Here is a 21,440-nt window from a genome sequence, read left to right as displayed (position 1 = left end):
TATATTTTTATTTTATTCCAATACAATTTTACGGATGGCCCCAGTACTAAACTGCTTTGCTGAATTCTTGTGGGTGATAGTCACAGGTACTTCGTTATGTAATAATAACTTCCCGTCTTGTTCTTTTAATACCACATTTCCCGTTTCCTTGGCGCTGATGCTGTATCCTTTGGCCACTACTTCTTTTCCATTACCCACAAAAATTACCCAATCCCCGTTCTTTTCGTTGCCTATCAAGGTATAGGTAGCATTGGTTGCCATTCCTTTATAGGTTACTTTTTGATGGTTGGCCGATGAAAAGACCATATCCTCACGACCCGATTTATGGGTAATTTTAATTCCCACAAATTCTTTGTTTCCGTTTTCATCCTCAAAGCTTGAAATTTTTCTGATACTTTTTCCTTCGCCCGAGGTATAGGGTTCATATACCGAAACAAATGGATGCTCCCAAGCCGCACCGTGTTGCCTGGCCGCTAAGGTTAAATAAGGAGCCTTGTCAACCTCATAGGGTAATCCGTGGTTTCCTTTAAAGGCTTTGTTGGGGGGCGATTTAATGGAGAACACTTCCCGGCCTTGGGTACCTTTCATCCATAAATTCATAAAAATATCTTCTTCCCCTTCGGGCATATCTATTTTCCATTCTGCCTGATAGTCATCTTCCAGCTTTACCGATTTCTTGTCCCACATGTAGTCCAAGGCATATAAGTGACCACCGGCAAAGGCCATCTCCTCGCTTGGTGTAAGTGCCAACGCATTGCCATCGGCATCCATAATTTTCATGCTCTGCCCCAGATTGTGGTAATAGTAGTCATGGAACTTATCGCCCTGACGTTGTTTTTTTGAACGAAAGATATCCACATAATAACCCGTTTCCTCTCCTGTTTTTACAATACTCACCAAACGGGATTGGTCACTACGGGTCTCGGGTTCCAAAAAATAAACGTCCGAATAGGTAATGTCCGGATAATAGCCGTCTTTTTGTCCAGATTTAGGATATTGGCCCATGAGATCAAAAGCGTGGTAGCTCAGCATTTCTGTATAGGACGACACACCATCTACCATCACCGTATTATGCGCAGGAAATTGGGAATAATACTCCAAATAAATAGGCTGTAAATACCCGGCACCCTTTCCGGGGTCGGCTCCCTGCACAAAACCCTTTCCATATAGTTCCAGATTAATTCCGTTGGCATGCATATGGTTTCCCAAAGAGGCGTTCAAGGAAACCATCATCCCATTTTTGCCACTCCCCATACGTTGTACATGCCAACTCACGTTAGGCGCATAAAAGGTTTGGGTAATGTAATCCTCAATATTGCCTTTTTTGTACTTTGTATTAATTTCCAAGGGCTTACTCGCAAAAAATGAATTGATGTTTGCCTTGGGGTTCCTTTTTTGTTCGGCCTGTTTATCATCGGCAAACAAGCGATACAAGGCGGTAAAGTCGGCCTCTAGTTCCTTGTTGTTGTTTTTCTGGGCTATACGAATCATATCGCTCATGGGTTCCGTGCTCAATGGGCCGTAATAACTATCCCCAAAAGCCACTGTTTGCCCATTGGGGAATAAGTATTGGGGCAACATCCTAACCGCCTTCTCCATTACCGGCATATAGGGTAATATGTTGTGGTCAAAGGTGTTGTTAAAATCTTCAATGAAATTGGTGAGATCCTTGGTTACCCCAATGGAATATCCAGGGCATTCTGCCCATACACCATTTTCCTTATCATAACCGTAATCCAAGAATTTGGTCAGCGACCATTGGCGGCCCGAGGTAAGGTTTAGGATGTAATCTATATAATATTCACGCCCCTTATTGTCCTCATAAAATTCGTTGCTTTTTAAAACCATGGCGGCTTTGAGAATAATTTTGGCCTGGTGCAGGTTCCAATTGTTTTGAGGTACGCCGTTTTTTATGATCTGGTCCGTCCATCGTTTAATGGTGGTATCGTACATGGCAATGTGCTGAGGATAATTTGCCTCGATGTACGGATGCAGGAAATCGTAGAGTTCGGCTATATAGATCAAAACATGCTCATGAATCACCTGAAAATTGGTGAACCCTACAAGGGTCTGAATGTGGCCGTTGAGTAGGTCGATGGGCTCACTCCTATAAGACATCCCCTCCATATAGGTATGAAAAATATCAAAGGAAAATTGGGCGTATTCCTTTTCATTTTCTAGCCAATGAACGAAAGCGGCATCACGGGCCAACCCAATTATTTCCTCGTTGATGGAATATATAATTCGCCCTGTTTTGGATGGCTCTGCCCATTCAAAAGGATGCCCCTCTTTGGAACGATTGGGCAGATACAGCCCTCTAGGGTCATCCATATACGGTAAAATGTCCTCCAATTTTGGTTTTCCATAGGGAGTGGTATAATCCCTGGATCCCACAAAACGCACCGTAGGCACCGGAGCTTCCCCATCGGCATGTGAATAGTTAATGCCCTCCACATATATGTTGGTCGCCTTGGTTTTCCAATGCATTTGTAGGCGGGAAACCATCCACTCTGGATCATTTATATGCCGTTTTACATGCTGGTCTATGCGCTGGTGGACTCCTTCTAAAACAGCCTTTGCCCAAGGCTCTTTTTGTATTGTTTTTTGCAAGTCTTTTTTCTCTGATTCCGTGATGTACAACCGTGGATACCCTTGCTCCAAATTAGATGGCAAGGGAATTTTAGAGGTATTTTGTGCTAGCAAAGGCGTATGGATCACCATTAAAGCACAAAGCAATACGTATGCCTTAATTGCATAATGGGCGGTTCTAGAAGTATTGATATTCATTGTGTTTTTATTTGTTAATGCACTTTACTATGCTAGTCTATTTACATCTACAGCCTTATTTTGTGCAAACCAATGCCCTTGCAAGCATCATGTGGCAGCAATTATTTCATGGAGGTTTTATCTTTCACTTCGCCTTTACTTTTTATATCCTTGCTCTTGGTTCCGGGATAAAGAAGTACTCTTGCTGCTGTTTTATTATCCAGTTTAATATCGCTGGCATGCATATTGGCATTCTTATTAAAATTTCCATATCCTTCCCACACAGACAGTTTTATGTCCATGTTATCAGGAATGAAATCTGGATTGGAAGTTTTTATAATTACATGGTGGCCTGCCCCGTTGATTTTTGCCAATAAGTTATTGGCAATACCGCCTCTACTATCTAAAATGTTCATTTCCACATAGGCACTTTTCGCATTTGTATACGGGATACAGAAGGCTTCGGCATATTTGGCATCGGCGCTACAATTAATCAGTGTATCGGCATTTCCAACGTTAAAGCCAGTAGCCACACAATCCCGCACCACGCAATCTATTATTTTGTCACCTGAAGTACTTAGGCCGGTGCAAATGCCCCTTCGCATTTTTGTTACACTGCAGTTCTTAACGGTTGTATTCTTGGTTTTATGTCCGTTATATTCAGGGTACATTCGAATACCATCTTCGCTTAGGGATATGATTTCCCCAGCTAGAATCTTACCATCTTCCCCTACCATAGTGCCCTCTACATAGCCGCCTTTTCCTGCATAAAAATTTTTGTCAAAGGCATAGCCCGCGGATTCGGAAAGAATTGCATCGGTAGTTCTCAGAAGCCCATCTATATGACAGTTTTCTATTAATGTGTTTTCTGCTCCTTGTATAAAAATGGCATGTCCCATGGCCCGCATATGTACTTTACAGTCTATCAGTTTTGCATTTTTTGCGGGATAACCTACACGGATTCCGTTCATCTTACGCACACCGCTATTGCCGCCAATCCCATAAAGACTTCCATAGCCCCAAGGACTGGAACCTGCTGTACGAACCTCAATGTTTTTTAGGGTAACATCTTCCCCTACCACATTAAAGATTTTGTTTTTGCTCTGTCTGCCCGCTTGTCCTCCGTAGGTTTCTATATAGAGACCTTCAAGGGTTACATTTTTTCCGGAAACCTCTATGGCGCAATACATACTGTTACCATCATCGCTTAAGGCTAAATCCTTTCGACTAAATAGCTTCGAATCTACCATGAACCGTACACCGCTAAGATAAAAATGGGCATTGTTGCCCGTAAATTCCAAGAACCTAATTTTTTGGGCATCGTCAATTTGATAGTTTCCAGCAGCAAGTTTAACCTTCACATTATCCTTCCCAAGGTATTTTTTAAATTCTGACAGGGTGTTTACCAGAACCACATCATTTTCAACTACACCTATTTTAAACGATGTAGCCATGATTAACAGGAATACAAGGGAAAATAAAAGTTTAAAATATTTCATGTGAATGTTATTTAGGTTAACTTTTTAATGGGATCCACTTATTTTATGTCTCCGTATTCTGTCCAATTGCTCCAGAGCCATCTATTGTATCAATAAAGGACGGATTTCCTTCCTCTACCAAAACGAAAGTGCTCCTTAATTGGTTTAAGGTAAAATATTAAATCATGAATTATTGCACTTCCAACTTAATTACACTCACAGATTTGTCCGGGGCTTCCTGTGGCAACTGTAGCACAGTGCCCTGGGGTGTTTTACTGGAGCTGATATTGGTTTGGGGTGCCGCCAATATAGAAGCTTTTTTCACTTTAATGTCTTTATTGATCATTAGGTTACCATCTTTTGGCCAATTAAAAACATGGGCATATACAACACCATCTTTTTTGGTATATCGGCCCCATTGCGGCATATCGTACGGACTGGCCGTGGCACCATAAATTGCTTCTGCGTTGTCATTGGTCCATTCTCCCATAGCCTTTAATCTCCTAATACTTTGGGCAGGAAACCTACCATAGCCATCAGGCCCTATATTCAATAGAAAATTACCGCCTTTAGAAACAATATCGACCAATTTTTGAATAAGGTCTTCGCTGCTTTTCCACTTGGTATCATCTGGCTTATAGCCCCAAGTACCGTTCATGGTCATGCAGGATTCCCAGTCCTCGTCTATTCCAGTAGCCGGAATTTCCTGTTCAGGGGTACCAAAATCCCCGGCAAAATTACCTTCCCTGTCCATGCCTTCCATTCCCTTTCTACCTTTGTCTACCCTGTTGTTGATTATGGTGTTGGGCTGTAGCTCCCTGATGAAACTGTACATCTCCTTGCCCATTTCTGTGGTATAATCGGCAATCCAATCCCCATCAAACCAAACAACGTCAATATCCCCATATTTGGTCAATAACTCCTTTACCTGTGGTTTTAGATAGTTTTTATAATACTTGGGAAATTCAGGATTCACCACAGTTTGGTCTTTTTGTCCCGCGTTGTAATTGGGGAATAAATTTCCCTGAGCCTGTGGATGGTGCCAGTCTACTATGGAGTGGTACACCCCAAATTTAATTCCTTGTTTCTTTGACGCTTCTGCCAATTCTTTTATGATGTCGCGTTTAAAGGGAGCGGTGTCCATGATATCATAGTTGGTAACCGCTGAATCCCAAAGACAAAAGCCATCATGATGTTTGGTGGTAATAACAATATACTTCATACCGGCATCCTTGGCCATTTTTACCCAATCGTCTGCGTTGAACAATTCAGGATTGAACATTTTAGGGAATTTTTCATATTCCTCAATGGTATAGTCCAATTTATCCATGGCCCATTCGGCACCGCCCCCTGCAATTTGCTCACCACGTTCGCCACCTATAATGGAGTATGCCCCCCAGTGGATAAACATCCCAAATTTGGCATCGCGCCACCATTCCATCCGCTCATCATCGGAGAGTATTTTTTTGTTGGACAGATTTTGGGAATGGCCAGTATTCGCCAGCGCAAAAAATGCTATGATGGCCACTATTGATTTTCTTAAGGTTTTCATTTTATATAGGTTTATTATTAGGGATTATTTTAATATACTTTCTTGTAGTTCTTCCAAGGTTTTGCCTTTTGTTTCCGGCATCATAAATAGTACGAATACCAATTGGAGGACCATCATGGCCGCAAAGAACAGAAACACAAATCCTGGACTGGAGAGGCCTGCCATGGCAACGGGCATAAAAAGGGTAATCAGGGCCGCCAGCACCCAGTGGGTAGAACTACCAAAGGACTGTCCCTGCGCCCTTACCTCGGTAGGGAATATCTCCGATATGAACACCCAAATTACGGAACCCTGTCCAATGGCATGGGCGGCAATAAACAGAAATAGGAAAATGGGGACCATAATGCCCTCCCAATCCAATAAAAAGGCCATAGCCACCAAACCAAGGGAAATAATATAGCCAAAAGAGCCAATGTACATCAAGGTCTTTCTTCCCAGTCTGTCTATTAGGTACAAGCCCAATAGGGTAAACAGCAAATTGGTGACCCCTATTCCTATACTGCTCAATAGGGATGCACTCTCTTCCAATCCGGCAGATTTAAATATCCTTGGGGCATAATATAGAAATGCATTTATGCCCGAAAGTTGGTTGAAAAAAGCTATTAGAAACGCTAAGAGCAATGGAAAGCGGTATTTTTTGTTGAACAAGGGTTTTTGGGGCGTATTCGTGGACTCGGGAGATGACCACTTGGCCAGGTCCATTTGGGAACCCGTGAGTTCCAGGTGTATTTTTTTTGCCGTTTCCACATCTCCCTTTTTATCCACCAACCAGCGTGGACTTTTGGGGATACTGCTAATGGCCAATACATAGATCAGGGCGGGCAAGGCCTCTATCCCTACCATCCAGCGCCATGGTTGTGCCCCTACATCCTTTAATAAATAATTGGATATAAAGGCTATTAAGATACCCAGCACTATATTAAATTGGTATAGTACCACCAATTTTCCTCTATTTTTGGCAGGGGCAATTTCAGAGACATAGGTGGGTGCGGCCACTGTTGAAGCCCCAACCCCTAGGCCGCCCAAAAAGCGGAAAAAGGAGAATATATAAGGATCGGTCGCCAGACCGGAACCCAAAGCGGAGACAAAATAAAATACCCCGATCCAAAACAGTGTGTTTTTTCTTCCTATTCCATTACAGGGGATATGCGCAAATATGGCACCTAATACGGTTCCCCATAAGGCCATGGACATTACAAAGGTACCATGAAAAAGGTCTGAAGTATTCCATAATTCCTGCAACTGTTGGTCAGCCCCTGAAATAACAACAGTATCAAAGCCAAAAAGAAATCCGGCCATGGCCACTACAAAGGCGGTATATAATAGTTTTTTGTTCATATTATTGGTTTATTTTCCTAGGGTTATAAGCGATTTCTTAAAAGGAATCCCCATTTTCAACTTTTTTAATCGTAATAGGGCTTCTACGTAATAATAGTCCGCGTAATTAATAGAATAATCTATTTCACTTCCGGCAGGTTTGTGGCCAGTGGAATGTAATAGAAAGGCCGAATTTTTATCGTTACTGAGATAGTTTTCTGATAGTTCCTTCAGCATTTTTTCGGCTTTGACAACATATATTTCAGACAACTTTATATCCTTGGTAAAGCTAGCAAGTTCCAAAAGTGCAGAAGCTACCAATGCGGCGGCCGAAGCATCCCTGGGTTCATTGGGAATATTGGGGGCGTTAAAGTCCCAGTAGGGAATTAAATCCTCTGGCAACCGGTCTAGGTATACTTTTGCCACCTTGTGTGCATGATCTAAATACTTGGTATCCCCTGTTTCCCTATATACCATGGTGTACCCATAAATGGCCCATCCCTGACCACGGGCCCACATACTATTGTCTGCAAACCCTTGATGCGTAACCCCTTTGATCTTTTTACCGCTTTCCCGGTCGTAAACTACGGCGTGATAGGAAGTGTAATCTGGTCTAAAATGATTTTTCATGGTCACATCGGCATGGCTAACGGCCATATCATAAAGAGAGCTATCCCCACCATTCTTTGAGGCCCAGAACAAAAGTTCCAGGTTTATCATGTTATCTATAATGGTATTGTGCTGCGGCCATTCCATATTGGGTACATCCCGCGGCCAGGAAAGAATGGTGCCCACATTGGGGTTGAATAGGGTGGCAAGGGTATCTGCGGTTTTTAGGATGATTTCCTTGTATTCAGGATTTCCGGTAAGCCTATATCCATTTCCAAAACTGTTGTATACTTGGAAACCAAGATCATGGTCCAGTGCAGGAGTAACAGAGAGCGGGGCAAGGTACCTACTGTAGTGATTGGCCGGCTCTATCCATTTTTTGTCACCGCTACCTTCATACAAATACCATAGGGTACCAGGCCAAAATCCACTGGTCCAATCCTTGTAGTTTACAAAACGCCATTCCTGGCCATCTGGCGCAATATTTCTTGGTATGCTCTTGGAGTCGTTGGGAATTAGGACCAAGGTTTTGGTAGCTTGGCGCTCACAATAGGCCAGTTGTTGCTCTATATCCAAGGCCTTGGAATTGCTTTTTTGTGGCTTTTTGGAGCCACAACCTATAGCAACAAAGGCAAGTAGGCTTATTGATGCTATTATTGATAATCTATTTGTCATTATATAACGGTTAGTTGTTTCTGTTAGACTGATAATAATTGCCCATTAATGGCACTTAGTTTTGTTTGGGTTGGTTACTCCCCTAACTGTACCTCTAAGGGAGTGGCAATGATCTTGGACTGTTCAAGGAGCATTTTATCCCAGTCCTCCACCTTTGAAACCTGTCCGCTCTTCTCCCATGCAAAGCCCGCATAATAGGTGAGGTGGCCCTTTGGTTTGGTAACGATCAATAAATTGCTTTGATCTATTGTATTGCTTTTATGGACCACTGCCGTATCTACAATAGTAGGGTCCAGTACAATGCCTTCCCCTACATGGGCTCCGTCTATGTTTTCCCAATGACGGAACCAGCCCAGTTCTTCATTTATCTTGGCCTCTCCTTTGTTTTGGTGCAGCGTAATCCCTATAGTAATGTTGGGCACTTCCTTTTCCGAGGAATAAACAATTTCAAATTTTGAAAAGTTACTGCCCAAGTCCAAGGTTATTCTTTTGGTTTCCTTTAGACCATAATGGCTCCAGGAAGCATAATCCAACTCAAAAACGGTACGTAAGGGTCCAGCTGCAATGGTTCTGGCATCGGTAAAATTTTTAGAAACATAAAGGCTGTCCTTTTCAAATACCCCTATGCCACCAGTACCCCTGCTAGCTCCCACATGGTAAGGGTCATAGCCCTCCCCATGATCTATGTGGTAATAGCCGGGGGCTTTTAAATGCTCTGAATACCACTTATTGATAACGGATTTATCCGTGCGTTTTAACCAGAGGTCTATACCACTGGAAAGCGTACTTCCCGGCACCCCTTCCAAGGCCTCTTTTTGGCCTGTAGGACCATATGTGCGAAAGGCCACTTTATCGTTTTCCCATGTATAGTCGTCCGTACGCTCCGGCACCAATCGCGAATAGGCCACCACCTCACTTTCCGGGACCTGCTGGGTGCTGTCCAAGGAAAAAAGGTACTTGGAGACAGCATTGGGTGCCACTTGGGCCTGGAACAATAGTTCATCGTCCGTACCATCTAGATCGTAATCTATCCATTGTGTTCTAATATAATTGGTAGTGCCTTCTTTACGTATCCTAAGGTGTTCCTTGTTTTGGCCCTTCAGAAAGGCACCTAATTTTTGAGGTGGTAAGGAAACCACTTCGGAACGGGCAAAATTGAGCTCGTTTTTTACCTGTACCACCAATTGTTTATCTGCTGTTTTATTATTACAGGAAATAGCAACAAGGGCTATTAGCATATAGCTCCTGATTTGGATTGCAGGACCATTTATTTTCATAAGCGTTCTTTGTTTTTTTTCTGGGAACAGGGTCCCAGGGTGTTAAATTGTTTAAAATATTCTGTGTTTTAGTGGCTGGTGCGCCTAGGGTGCTACCACTTAAATATGCCATTACAAGTTTAACCAGATTGTAATTTAGAAGGCATAAAATATGATTCAAAGGGTATAAATTATGATTCTTAAGGCTATATTCCACAGGTTTTATGGGACTTTAGCAGTGTTGGTGGTTAATTTTTGCCATAGTTCGTTTGTTTATGGTGATAATAAAAAATGCTAAGGAAAATATGCAACGACACCTTGGCTCAGCGCTTTGCTTTTGCATGAATTCACCTTATTAATGGCCTTGTTATCATTTCTGTCTAGCCATTGATTTATAAAATTATTGAGTCTTTCCCTGCTATGTAAGGTAAACAATGCCCCTATATTATAGTGTCAACTTGTTCATATCCTAGCTCTTAATGTGCCACATGCAGTATTGGATGCAAGCATTTTTAAATTGAATTCCTACCAGGGCCAAATGGTTCTTACCCAATGATCTCTTTAAATAATCCTCCAAAACTAATTTGTGGTCAGGGCCCAATAGGTCCTTATATAAATCTTGGGACAGGGAATACCAAATTAGGGCCATTGGCAAGCTTGGTTGTTTATCATATAGGGGTATCGGTTTACCAAGGTCCTCATCAATAGAAGTCTTAATTATTATGAAAGTACCTATTGTACTAATAATACCTTCAATATTAACTCAATTCACTAATTCAAAATATATGGTTATCTAAATTAGCTTGGCTTTAATTTCAACAAAATTATTCTCACTAATTTAAATTTTGTTCTATGGTACATCATATGTTAGCCTAATCTGAGGCTTTATATAGGTCTGATTGCAAAGGGTGTTGTAACTTTTGGACTATTAATTATTTACTCTGAAATAGAAAACTTTCTACAACAACACTTCCTATAAAAAGTCTTAGTTCAGTTTTTTTAGTTAAAAAAAGGATCTTTAATTAATCATCACACGCCAAGTTAAAAAATCACCTCTTTTTACAAATGAGTCGTGAGCTAATTCTGACCTAGCCAATTCGTAGCCATTAGCGAACAATTTAAGATTTAATCGAAATACTATTGTAGGATTAATTAGAGGAAGGAAGATTTGAAATTGAGTAATTTCATTCATTTTCCGTTCTCCATGACACTCCATTATTGCATATTTCGAGAAATGTGTATTGGGACCAAGCAAGGATAATTGCAATCGTTCTTGACCCCATCCTAAATCAAATAATCCTTCACTAGGGAATATATCTGGATCACTAGGTGCTACCTGTAAATTCAAATCAAATTGTACAATTATAGTATGCAACCAACATAATTCACGCAACATCTTGATTTTGGTTACTGCATGCTTATGAAATCGAAACTTTGAAGTAGCCTGACGTATAGATAATTGCCCATTGGTGATTTGTGAAAGACTTTCGCGTAAGCTAAATTTAATGTAAGGTGTGACAATCTTCTCCATACTCTTGGCATATCGCTTAGCTCCTTGTTCATTGGGATGGAGTAAATATGCCTGGGTGCAAATAACGTAGGCAATTTCTTCTTTGCTTAATTCTTCCATATCAAATGATAATACTGTATCATTCAAATGAGTGGTATCGAAGTCATAGGCTATCCGACAATAAACTCTCCTTCCTTCATGAACTATTGGGTCACTTGAATCCAATGGTGCAAACACAAAAGAAACGCCACTTCCGTAAATGGCATTTTTTTCCTCAAAGCCTGAGTAACAAAACAAAACATCTGTCTTATTTATGCTATTAAACTCAGCAATTTGCAAACTAGCTTGAACCTGAAACCCTTGGTGCAATTCCAATGCTTGTCGTTTGAAATCTTCTATTTTGTCGTTAGCTAATAAGAAAGCCGGTATTACCCCAATATTGCCCACCAAACCGGAAGCGGCCCCTACAAGCTGATAAAATTGCATAGGTAATCGGGACTTCGGACCTAAAGCCGGGTAATACCCAACGAACACTATTTGGGCGTTAGGTAGAGTTTTGACTATCCGTTCCATTAACTTTTTCAGACGTGTTTTTGCTACTTGTCGAATATTCTTATGGACATTTTTACGAAAATGTTCAGCATCAGTATTAACTGCACTCATCATACCTACATCGTTCATACCACCATTCATAACTAATAGAGAAACAGATTCTGGATCGGAAATATCTGCTACTTGCTTATAAATACTAGGATAATCTGTTGGGACTTCAGGGGCCAACTGAGAATGATCTGTCCGATTGCTTGTGGCTAATAATTTTGGAAGTCCTTCGGAGGTAAGAGCTTCCGGTCCAAAATCGCCAATTATAGCACCTGAATGCGCTAAAAAATCTTTTGGGTCCAATTCATAATCGAAGCCTTGTTCTCGAAGTTTTTCTACATAGAGAAAGGCATACTTCTGATCTTCACGCAGCCCTTGCCCCCACATCGATGAATCGCCAATTACAACTACTCTACGCATGAATATTCGTTTTGTAGAGCATATCTTCAATAGCTTTAAGTCGATGCTCTAATTTGGCTATTCTATCAGTTTGTGCCTCCAATTGCAGCTGTTGTTCCTTGATGCCTTCAACCAAAATAGGTACAATTGATGAATAGGAAAGTGATCGCCGCCCTTGTTTGTCTTTAGAAATAAGATCTGGTATTATAGACTCAACCTCTTGCGCTACAAATCCCCACTGTTGATTTTTTGATGGATTGCTTCCGGTTAAAGCATTCTCTTTCCATTTGAATTTTACTCCACGCAACGCCTTAAGTGTATTGATACTACATTGGATTTGTTGGACATCAGTTTTACATCGACCATCCGATAAACTCCTAAAAGGACCTCTGCCTGCAACTGTGCCCTCTACATGTAAACTGTAACTGGGTCTACTAGTACCTATTCCTACTCTCTCTTTTTCACCATCTAGCATAATGGCTACTTTGTTCGGTTTACCGTAAATCTTGGCCTTTCCGTTCCTAAGGTTTTCATTAATTCCTTTACAAACATTTAGTTCTCCAATATCTGCTCTATTACTGTAGATCTTAGCACACTTGACAGACTTGTTGGTTATTACTCCATGCTTTTCAGAAATTTTTGTACTCCCCAATAATAAATTTCCGGAGAGATTGGCTCCATCGCCCAAGCTTAAATTAACACTCTGTTGTCTTGGACTCAGCACCATTTTTACATGTGCATTTGCTGCCTTACTTCGTTTGACCCCGAAATGATTAGTATAAAATTCAATTTCACGGTCCTGTAATATGATGTCAGTTGCCATAATGTTTGTTTATTATTAGTAATTCGATTTATTTAGGCCAAAGCTGTGGTAAATGAATTGGCATATTTTATAATCACATCTTTGTCATTAAAGGGAATTCTTAATTCATTGGTTTCTTGATATGTTTCATGCCCCTTGCCGACAATCAGTAACACATCATTCTTTTGTAATTGATCCATGGCGTTTTGAATGGCTAATCTGCGATCAGGTATTATTACACCCGACTTACAATATTGTTTTAATTCCATTCGAATGTGGTCTGGAATTTCTTCTCGTGGATTATCATCAGTTATATATACCCTATCAGCGTAAGTGTTAGCAATAGTAGCCATTTTCTTTCGCTGGTATTGTTTGATTCCTCCGCTTGCACCAAAAACAAGATGAATAGCGGCATTATGATTTTCATTAGCCCATTTCAAAATCTCCTCAAGAGCAGCAGGATTGTTGGCAAAATCCACTATGACTTTGGCTCCTTTGAATTGAGTAACAATCTCAAATCTACCCTCAGGAAGTAGAAGTGAATTGGAGTGGGACAAAAGTTGGTTTTTCGATATTCCTAAGCTCGAACAAAGTAGAAATGCACCCAGCCAATTATAAATATTTGGTTTAGCAACAAAAGGTAAATTTGTGTAAAATGTTTTGCCGTGGAATTTAAGTTTAACATTGGTGTGATTCTCAGAGCTGGTATAGTTCAGTAATTGTAGGGTGGATTGGCTATGAAAACCAAATGTGCTTGTCGGATTCCCATTGACTTTGCATATGGTATCAATGCGACCAGCAATAGGGTCATCTGCCCTATAGATAGCAAGACCATTTCTTTTTAGTGAGTTATGAAATAGGCTGCATTTTGCAGATTTATATTTAGAATAATTTTCATGTACATCGATATGATCTTTAGTAATATTGGTGAGGAGGGCTATATTCACTTCTAGGTCTTTGTATATATTAGTTTTCAAGCCAGCACTATAAGCCTCAAATAGAAAAAAATCAACATCATAGAAATATTGAATCTCCTCTATAATAGAGCCCATGGGATTAGAGCCTAATAGCACTGGTTCTTTATTCATTTCTTCATTGATTTGTAGACCAAGGGTACCAAGAGAAGCTACATGATACCCACAGCTTTGTAATAGCTGATGTGCAAGATGCAGAGTGGTTGTTTTACCGTTGGTTCCGGTTATGGCAATTATTTTCATTTATTAAAGGATTATAATGGGTAGTCCTCTTTGACTAATTGACCTACATTATTAGCTTTCCAATGATTTCGAACCATTTTAGTTCCATCCATCGTCCAGGAGACTATCTTCTCAGTTCCCTGAGTTATCTCTAATCCCCAAATTAAGTTTTCAAACCTACCGGCTGACCCCGTATTTAAGTAATGCGGTGCTGTTGTTACTTCGTTGGTTTTTATTCGAGGATGTAAACGGGGCTCATGGGTGTGACCGATAATAAGTTTTGGTTTACTCGGCCAATCTCGAATATCAGAATGCGCATACCAATAGTGCAACTGTTGCACCAATTTGGTTTCTGACAAATGACGTACTTTAAAATATTCATCACCTGTCATTACTTCAGATGAAAAGGCTTGAGCCTTATTCGTGTTGTCAAAGTATTCCCAAGCAATTTCGTGGCCTTGCATAAGATCTTCTATAATAAACTCGGCAACACTATCCGCTCCAGGTGCAAACCCACTAAAAATACTTTCTGGGCTGTCATCTGCTTTTGCAGTGGCTAAAACATTGCGAAAATTAGCTTCTTTATTCGGGTTGCGCCAAGTTTCGGTTTTAATTCCATCCCAAATTCGATCAGCACCTTGGATGGTCCAACCCAAAGTTTCAGAAAAGACTTCACCCATAGCGTAAGCATGCTGAGGCAATGTTGAAGAATCGAACTGATGCCCGTGTGTTACAAAATATTTGAGATAGGAATCTGTTGATTCGCCTATCGGATTGTGAAATATTTTAACGGCGTCACAGAGATTATCCTGATAGGAGGGAGGTAATAGTCGAACTAGTTCTGGCGTAAGATAGGGATCGTGGTTTCCAGTTACCTTAGAGTAATAATTGGGGCCTTTTTTTGCAAAAAGATTATGAATTAAATTATAAAGTTCAACATTATCTCGAATTATTTTCGGTAAAATTTTTTTGCGATTTTTTGTTCGCTGCTCTTTGAGCTTCGTCCAATTTACAGACCCAATATCTTCGCCAAATACTTCTTCCCTAATGTTGTCAGGATCTTTTTCAATAAGTTCGTTATATCCATTTGCAATTTTAATTGTTGGCTCAAAAATGGTATACTCTTCGACATCTCCGTTCTCAATTAATCCGAAATCATGGTCAGCGTAATAGCGTAAAAGTTCCTTATATAATTCTTTGTTCTTTTCAAAGTAATTGTGTCGATGCCCTTTCTCAGTCATATGATGATCAGAGAAAATCACAAAATTTTGTGGTCTAGAACCAAGCCCAACCGTATTCTCTCTAGTAAACGGATTTCGACCAAAAGGATTTACTGAAGGAGGATTAGGATTTCTAACTCTAACATGTCCTATGGGTATTGTTTCTCTTGAAGAGAATTTGATTGTTTTGATTCTTTTAAATACAGAATTACTAACGTCATGTAATCTAATAACGTCATCGAAGGTGCTACCTGGATATTCCTTTAGAGATGAGGAATTCAACATAGAAGCAATTAACGCCCTGTAATTTGTAAATAGGCTTTTTTTAACTAAGGCTTTGTTCTTTCTTCGATACTTGTTCCCTATTTGAAATAGTTCCCATAAGACCTCAAATATTGGAATATCATCGCTCTTTTTTCCCAGATTATATTGTAACCCGATGTGCTTTACAAAGTTTTTAGTAATGATGGACATGATTTTATTAATTAAATAGGTTCTTATCAATTGAGGGGACTATGTCGACTATTAAGTAAATTGCAACTAATTCCAAAGTGGAATTTCGTCTTCCATGAATTTAGTAAGAAAAGACCCCTCGCCAGACTTTAATTGTATGGATTGATTCAAATTATTCATAACTGACCTCTCAATCGCACCGACGGCTTGTTTTAAGTCATTAATTATGAGTGGTTTATAATCTTATGAAGGAGTCAAAAAGGGGTTGAACATTTTAATTGGTCAAGACGTAACTTTTTGAAGAGAGTTAGAACATTCTCAGCTCTATTTTTTAATGTTAACAACTTAGTGGTAGAAACTCGTATATCTAGAGAAGAGAAACCAAAGAAAAACTATGATATTATATAGTCTTTTATAAGGCAATGTTCTCCGTATACATTTTCATCTATTAAAAATAAAACAAGATGCATTCCCAGTTTTTGCAATACCATTATATAAGGTTCTTATTTATAGGATAATCTCTTAAAGGATTATTTAAAGTCGTGAAAAGATATTTCATACTAATTCTCTACATGGAAGTATATTGGACGTATGATGATATCCAATTGTTGCCCACAATATGACAAAGCTGCTCAATATCTTGATAATTCTTACCTAAGACAGGGAATATATTGGCAAGCTTGGTTGTTTATCATATAGGGGTATCGGTTTACCAATGACTTTACTAATACAGGACTAAAAAGCATTTTAAAGGGAAGGGCAAGGGCAGTTATATTCTGCCCTGGATCAATACACAATTACTGCCTTATCGTAGGCTTTGGAAAGTTTAAACACAATTTGATTTGTATTGTTTCTATTGGTTGTTCCCTTTCTGCGGGCAACAATCTTGTCTTCTTGGTACAACAGTATTTCCGCTTGCTTTCCTGTTTTGGGCATAGGCATGTTTATGGTTATTGGGTTATCATTGGCTATAATATATCCAGACTCCGTTTTTTCAAGGGAAAAGGTAAATGGTTTGCCAGACGAAACGATATCCCATCCTTGATACTCAAATTTTTCCATTCCGGACAAAAACATAAATATGGGGTGGGACTGATTGCTGGTCTTTCGCACAATGGACAACAATCCTTTTTGATAAAATTCCCCCTGTCTTGCTATATCGCTTTCAGAGGCATTGACTACCGTTTTATCAAAGGTGATTTTATCGTTAAGCTGTACCTCTATAATTTGAGTATTTGGGAAGTTTGCCAAGGAGGAAAAGTTTACTGTATTTATGGGATTTGTTTCGCCCTCCATGAATGGGTTGAAGACCACTGCAAAGGGATTGGTCCATGCGGCCTCATCCCTTCTTAGAATTAGGGTAGGGGTAGGTTTACCTAATATTTCTACGGGAGCGGTACCTTCACTCAGGGCGTTGGATTTGGGTGAATTTACCTTATATACGGTCTGATTTTCACTCCCTTTCACCCATAGTTTCATGAAATTATTTGGTCTTCCCTTGCTCTGTAAGCTGAACAATGCCTTAATATCGGCAGAACTAATTGTTTTCTGCTTATCCGTAAAGTAGTCGTAACCTACGAGGTCTCCATGCTTTGAGGATAAATCCCCGGTGGGAGTCATATCCATAGGATGGTTTTGTGCATCGTATATATTTAAGGTCTGACCTATATTGTGGTAGATATATTCGTGCCGCTGATGTTCCTTCTTTTGCTTCTTAGATCTAAAAATATCTATGATATAGGGTTGTTGTACCTTGGATTCTATAATAGCTGTAAAACGTTGTTGATCCGATACCGTCTTGGGCTCTAAGAAGGAAACCTTGGTAAAGGTAACCTTATCAAAGGAGGGCCTTTCACCGGGTTTAGGATACACATTTTCCAAAAGGAAAGGATGGTAGGTCCGCATGGCGGCATAGTCCGATTGGCCGTCCACTACTACCGTATTGTGTGCGGGAAAACGTGAATAGAATTCCCGGTGTTCCGGATGCCAGTAGCTTGGCCCCCGTCCCATATCCGGTCCCAATACGTAGTTGTTGGCATATAGCTCCAACGAAATACCATTGGCATGGGCATGATTGCCAAAGGAACCTACCGTGGAAGCCATTACGGCATTTTTACCCTTTCCCATCTGTTGGTTGACCATGCTTACATTGGGTGCGTAAAAGGTTGGCGAGCTAAGTTTTTTTGTATGTAAAGTACTTTCGGAGGAGGATTCTTTACCTAGGGTATCTACGTAAAAGAACAATTCAAAGAAACCCTTTGCTTTACGATTGTACAGCCCCCCGACCATCATTTTTGATAAGAGGCCGGATATCAATTTCTCTTTTTCGTCTTGCCCGTATTTTCTATAGTTAGCCACTAAAAGTTCATAATTCTCTGGTGGTAATATTTTATGATGGGAATCTCCAAAGCCTACCGTATAACCACTGGGAAATAAATACTGAAAAGAAGCTAGGGCGGCCCGTTCCACAATGGGGTAATTGGAAAATTCATTGTTGTTGGTGGCATGGTCCAACAAGGTGAAAATTCTTAAAAATGTCGTAATCACATGAACAGAATAGGAGGCACTTTCAGGCCACATTGCTGTTTCTTGATCATAGACCAAGAGAGATTCTTTAATGGCTATTTGCCTATCGGTGGAAATGTGGAAGGTGTGGTCTAGAAAATATTGCTGTCCCTTGCCATTTTTGTAGCGGCTATTTTCCTCCAGAACAAGGCCGATATAAGTAAGGAACCTGGCCTGAAAAAGGTTCCAATTATTATCCGGGATGCCTTTTTCTATAATTTGGTCACCCCATTTTTGAAACACTGCCACGGAGGTCTCCAGGTTTTTATTATTTTCCTTAAAGTAGTTGTACAGAAAATCGTAGGTGGTTACCAGGGAAACCACAATGCCCTCATGTATTACCTCAAAAGTTGCCAGCCCTGAAATATTTTGTTGGTTGGAGTTTTCCAAATCTATGGGGGCATCCCTATAATACATGCCCTCCATATAGGTGAAAAATACCGGCGAGGCAAAAGCGGCATATTCTTCTTCCCCGGTGAGCCAGTACATAAAGGCGGCATCGGCCACAATGTCCATTATCTGTTCATTGGTTTTATCAATTATAAAGCCGGACTTGGAAGGGTGTACCCACTCCATTTTCCCTGTTTTCTTATGTTCCAAAAACAGCCCTCGTGAATCGTCTAAATAAGGCTGCACATCTTCCAGCTTGGGCCTAACATAGTCTGTTGCCCATTCGCGGGTACCGGAATATCTAACCGTAGGCACGGGAGCTGTACCCTCCGAATGTGAAAAATCGCCCCCCTGCAGGAAAACCTTGCTGTGTTTGGTCTTCCAGTTCATCTGTAACCTGGAAACCAGCCATTGCGGGTCATTGCGCCAATATTCAAGGTACTTCTTAAGCCTTTCCTTCTTTTTATGGACCAGAGCTTTTTTCCATTCAACCCCCTCTATCGATTTTACAAAGGCTGCTTTTTCCTGATCCGTTATATATACCCTTGGGTGACTTGATTCCTGCCCTAATATTGATTTTGAACAAAAAAAAAGACAAAGCGTTAGTAATGCTATTTTGGTTATTCCACTCATTTTTTTGGTTTGATTTTTTAGCGTATATCTTGCTGGTTATTCTCTAGAAAAGACTTTCTAACATTGGGCATGGCACTTGCTGTTTGGGAGCATGCACTCAGGGTTGGTTACAGCTCCATTACAAAAAATATTTTCCTCTAACACCTTATTCCATTACCTATGGGCCCAAAAATGCTTTTCTATTTGATATGGTTAGACTTGACTATCTTGATTTACCGCTGTCAATAGCCGGGAACTATACGGTTCCCGGGCAGTTATGGAAAAGCTGAATAGCATAAACCATAGTAATAAAAGTATTGATGGAGTAACTTTCATAGGGTATTTGCTTGTTGGCTTGGTTTTTAATTAATGTAGGGGAACGGTTTCTATATTGGGATTCTCCTGTGCTTCAAGATATTTCTTCAATATTTCTTGATCTAACTGCGAACTATCACCATACTGCTCTCGCAAGTCTGCAAGTTGCTTTTTAAGTTTTTGGACTACATCGGCGTATGCGGGGTCATTGATCACATTGGTCATTTCATTAGGGTCCTTTTTGCGGTCGTAAAGTTCCCATTCGTCAACATCGTAATAAAAATGGGCCAATTTGTAGTCTTGTGTAATGATAGCGTAGTGCCTTTTTACCATGTGAATGCCCGGGTATTCATAATAATGGTAATACACGGCATCCCTGGTCCATTGGTCATCGTTTCCTAATAACAACGGAATTAAGCTTTCACCTTGCATATCGTCCGGAGCTTCTATATGGGCAGCCTCTAAAATGGTTTGTGCAAAATCTAAATTCTGGACCATTTCCGTATTGGTAATTCCGGGTTCAATAACGTTAGGCCATTTAATTAACAATGGTGTTTTAAACGATTCGTCATATACAAAGCGTTTATCGAACCAACCGTGCTCCCCTAAATAAAAACCTTGGTCAGAGGTATAAATGACAATGGTATTTTCATCTAATTTTGTTTCCTCTAGATAATCTAACAAGCGTCCAACGTTTTCATCAACCGAAGCGATACATCCTAAATAATCCTGCATATACCGTTGGTAGCGCCATTTCATCAAATCCGTTTGGTTCATATTTGGATACTGTTTTTTAAAGTCTTCCATCATAGGCCTGTAAACCGAATCCCAAACTGCACGTTGCTCAGGATTCATACGTCCCACCTCACGTTCAAAGGCTTCAAGATCCCAACCGGATGTGTCTTCTATACCTAATTGGGCCATCATTTCAGGGTAAAGCTTGGAATCGCCCGCCCAATTCATATGTGTTAATAAATTCATTTCGGCAGTTTTTGCCGCTGTGCCTCTTCCTTCGTAATCATCAAACAAAGTTTCCGGCTCTACAAATGATTTTTTGGTATATTCTTTAAAATGACGGGGTGCTGGCAACCATTCCCTATGTGGTGCTTTTTGCATAGAGAACAACATAAACGGCTTGTTTTCATCCCTTCTGTTTTCTAACCAATCCAAAGTCATGTCCATGATTATATCGGTCACATAACCTTCAACCGTAATTTTACCCTCGTTGGTTATAAAATCAGGGTTGTAATATTGGCCTTGCCCAGACAAAATTTTAAACTCGTCTATACCCTTGGGGTTATTTCCAAAGTGCAATTTCCCGAACATGGCCGTTTGGTAACCTGCTTTTTGCATAAGCTGCGGAAAGGTGGTTTGCGATTCATCAAAAGGAAATACATTATCTACTTTTCCGTGTACGTGACAATGTTTACCAGTTAAAATAGTAGCTCTTGATGGCGCACAAATGGAGTTGGACACACAGGCATTGGTGAATTTAATACCCTCATTTGCTATACGGTCAATGTTGGGCGTTTCAATTAAATGGTCGCTATAGGCACTAATAGCTTGATAGGCATGATCGTCAGACATCATAAAAATGATATTGGGACGTTGGGCAGGTAATTCCTTTTTTACTATTTGCTGAGCTTCTTTAGACTTACAGGAAACCATTACTACTACTAGAAACAGGGACAGTAATTTTGATACAGATTTTGTATTCATCGTTTT

Annotated in this window: 12 protein-coding genes; all 12 read right to left on the bottom strand. The window is 40.3% G+C overall.

Features of this window, described 5'->3' with window-relative positions; genetic code table 11:
* Positions 1-12: 12 nt before the first annotated feature.
* Entirely contained in the window at positions 13-2,787 is a 2,775-nt protein-coding gene (locus tag EHW67_RS06375) for a heparinase II/III family protein (protein ID WP_202911912.1), read from the bottom strand.
* Between the two features lie 101 nt (positions 2,788-2,888).
* Positions 2,889-4,265, bottom strand: a complete 1,377-nt coding sequence (locus EHW67_RS06370; protein ID WP_126161518.1) for a right-handed parallel beta-helix repeat-containing protein — start codon at positions 4,263-4,265, stop codon at positions 2,889-2,891.
* A gap of 169 nt (positions 4,266-4,434) precedes the next feature.
* Positions 4,435-5,796 (bottom strand): alpha-L-fucosidase, encoded by a 1,362-nt coding sequence (locus tag EHW67_RS06365; RefSeq protein ID WP_126161517.1) that lies wholly within the window; start codon positions 5,794-5,796, stop codon positions 4,435-4,437.
* Positions 5,797-5,820: 24 nt separating this feature from the next.
* Positions 5,821-7,134 carry a sugar porter family MFS transporter gene (locus tag EHW67_RS06360; protein ID WP_126161516.1) on the bottom strand — a complete coding sequence of 438 codons (1,314 nt, stop codon included), beginning with the start codon at positions 7,132-7,134 and terminating at the stop codon, positions 5,821-5,823.
* 9 nt (positions 7,135-7,143) lie between these two features.
* Positions 7,144-8,397, bottom strand: coding sequence for a glycoside hydrolase family 88 protein (locus tag EHW67_RS06355; protein ID WP_126161515.1), 1,254 nt, complete (start codon positions 8,395-8,397; stop codon positions 7,144-7,146).
* A 74-nt stretch (positions 8,398-8,471) separates the two neighbouring features.
* A complete protein-coding gene (locus EHW67_RS06350; RefSeq protein WP_238389855.1) occupies positions 8,472-9,674 on the bottom strand; it encodes a DUF4861 family protein in 1,203 nt (400 codons plus the stop codon).
* A 997-nt stretch (positions 9,675-10,671) separates the two neighbouring features.
* On the bottom strand, positions 10,672-12,183 hold the full coding sequence (locus tag EHW67_RS06345; protein WP_126161514.1) for an SGNH/GDSL hydrolase family protein: 1,512 nt from the start codon (positions 12,181-12,183) through the stop codon (positions 10,672-10,674).
* Complete coding sequence (locus tag EHW67_RS06340; RefSeq protein WP_126161513.1) at positions 12,176-12,985, bottom strand: tail fiber domain-containing protein; 810 nt, start codon at positions 12,983-12,985, stop codon at positions 12,176-12,178. Before EHW67_RS06340 ends, EHW67_RS06345 begins: the two co-directional genes overlap by 8 nt.
* Positions 12,986-13,017: 32 nt before the next feature.
* Positions 13,018-14,181, bottom strand: a complete 1,164-nt coding sequence (locus tag EHW67_RS06335; protein ID WP_126161512.1) for a Mur ligase family protein — start codon at positions 14,179-14,181, stop codon at positions 13,018-13,020.
* 11 nt (positions 14,182-14,192) lie between these two features.
* The gene (locus tag EHW67_RS06330; RefSeq protein WP_126161511.1) at positions 14,193-15,854 is read right to left on the bottom strand and encodes a metallophosphoesterase family protein; all 1,662 of its coding nucleotides are present in this window, start codon (positions 15,852-15,854) and stop codon (positions 14,193-14,195) included.
* Between the two features lie 765 nt (positions 15,855-16,619).
* The gene (locus EHW67_RS06325; protein WP_126161510.1) at positions 16,620-19,421 is read right to left on the bottom strand and encodes a heparinase II/III domain-containing protein; all 2,802 of its coding nucleotides are present in this window, start codon (positions 19,419-19,421) and stop codon (positions 16,620-16,622) included.
* Between the two features lie 345 nt (positions 19,422-19,766).
* Positions 19,767-21,434 carry a sulfatase family protein gene (locus EHW67_RS06320; protein WP_126161509.1) on the bottom strand — a complete coding sequence of 556 codons (1,668 nt, stop codon included), beginning with the start codon at positions 21,432-21,434 and terminating at the stop codon, positions 19,767-19,769.
* Between the last annotated feature and the right edge of the window lie 6 nt (positions 21,435-21,440).

The organism is Arenibacter aquaticus, from assembly GCF_003957295.1.
Classification (GTDB): Bacteria; Bacteroidota; Bacteroidia; order Flavobacteriales; family Flavobacteriaceae; genus Arenibacter; species Arenibacter aquaticus.
The sequence above is the reverse complement of the archived record's forward strand: the minus strand, read 5'-3'. Positions and strand labels throughout refer to the sequence as shown.

What these genes read in the sequence shown, in the direction of transcription:
- EHW67_RS06335 (WP_126161512.1), bottom strand. Translation starts at nt 14,181, where the DNA reads ATGAAAATAATTGCCATAACCGGAACCAACGGTAAAACAACCACTCTG.
- EHW67_RS06365 (WP_126161517.1), bottom strand. Translation starts at nt 5,796, where the DNA reads ATGAAAACCTTAAGAAAATCAATAGTGGCCATCATAGCATTTTTTGCG.
- EHW67_RS06375 (WP_202911912.1), bottom strand. Translation starts at nt 2,787, where the DNA reads ATGAATATCAATACTTCTAGAACCGCCCATTATGCAATTAAGGCATAC.
- EHW67_RS06360 (WP_126161516.1), bottom strand. Translation starts at nt 7,134, where the DNA reads ATGAACAAAAAACTATTATATACCGCCTTTGTAGTGGCCATGGCCGGA.
- EHW67_RS06340 (WP_126161513.1), bottom strand. Translation starts at nt 12,985, where the DNA reads ATGGCAACTGACATCATATTACAGGACCGTGAAATTGAATTTTATACT.
- EHW67_RS06345 (WP_126161514.1), bottom strand. Translation starts at nt 12,183, where the DNA reads ATGCGTAGAGTAGTTGTAATTGGCGATTCATCGATGTGGGGGCAAGGG.
- EHW67_RS06350 (WP_238389855.1), bottom strand. Translation starts at nt 9,674, where the DNA reads ATGAAAATAAATGGTCCTGCAATCCAAATCAGGAGCTATATGCTAATA.
- EHW67_RS06325 (WP_126161510.1), bottom strand. Translation starts at nt 19,421, where the DNA reads ATGAGTGGAATAACCAAAATAGCATTACTAACGCTTTGTCTTTTTTTT.
- EHW67_RS06355 (WP_126161515.1), bottom strand. Translation starts at nt 8,397, where the DNA reads ATGACAAATAGATTATCAATAATAGCATCAATAAGCCTACTTGCCTTT.
- EHW67_RS06320 (WP_126161509.1), bottom strand. Translation starts at nt 21,434, where the DNA reads ATGAATACAAAATCTGTATCAAAATTACTGTCCCTGTTTCTAGTAGTA.
- EHW67_RS06370 (WP_126161518.1), bottom strand. Translation starts at nt 4,265, where the DNA reads ATGAAATATTTTAAACTTTTATTTTCCCTTGTATTCCTGTTAATCATG.
- EHW67_RS06330 (WP_126161511.1), bottom strand. Translation starts at nt 15,854, where the DNA reads ATGTCCATCATTACTAAAAACTTTGTAAAGCACATCGGGTTACAATAT.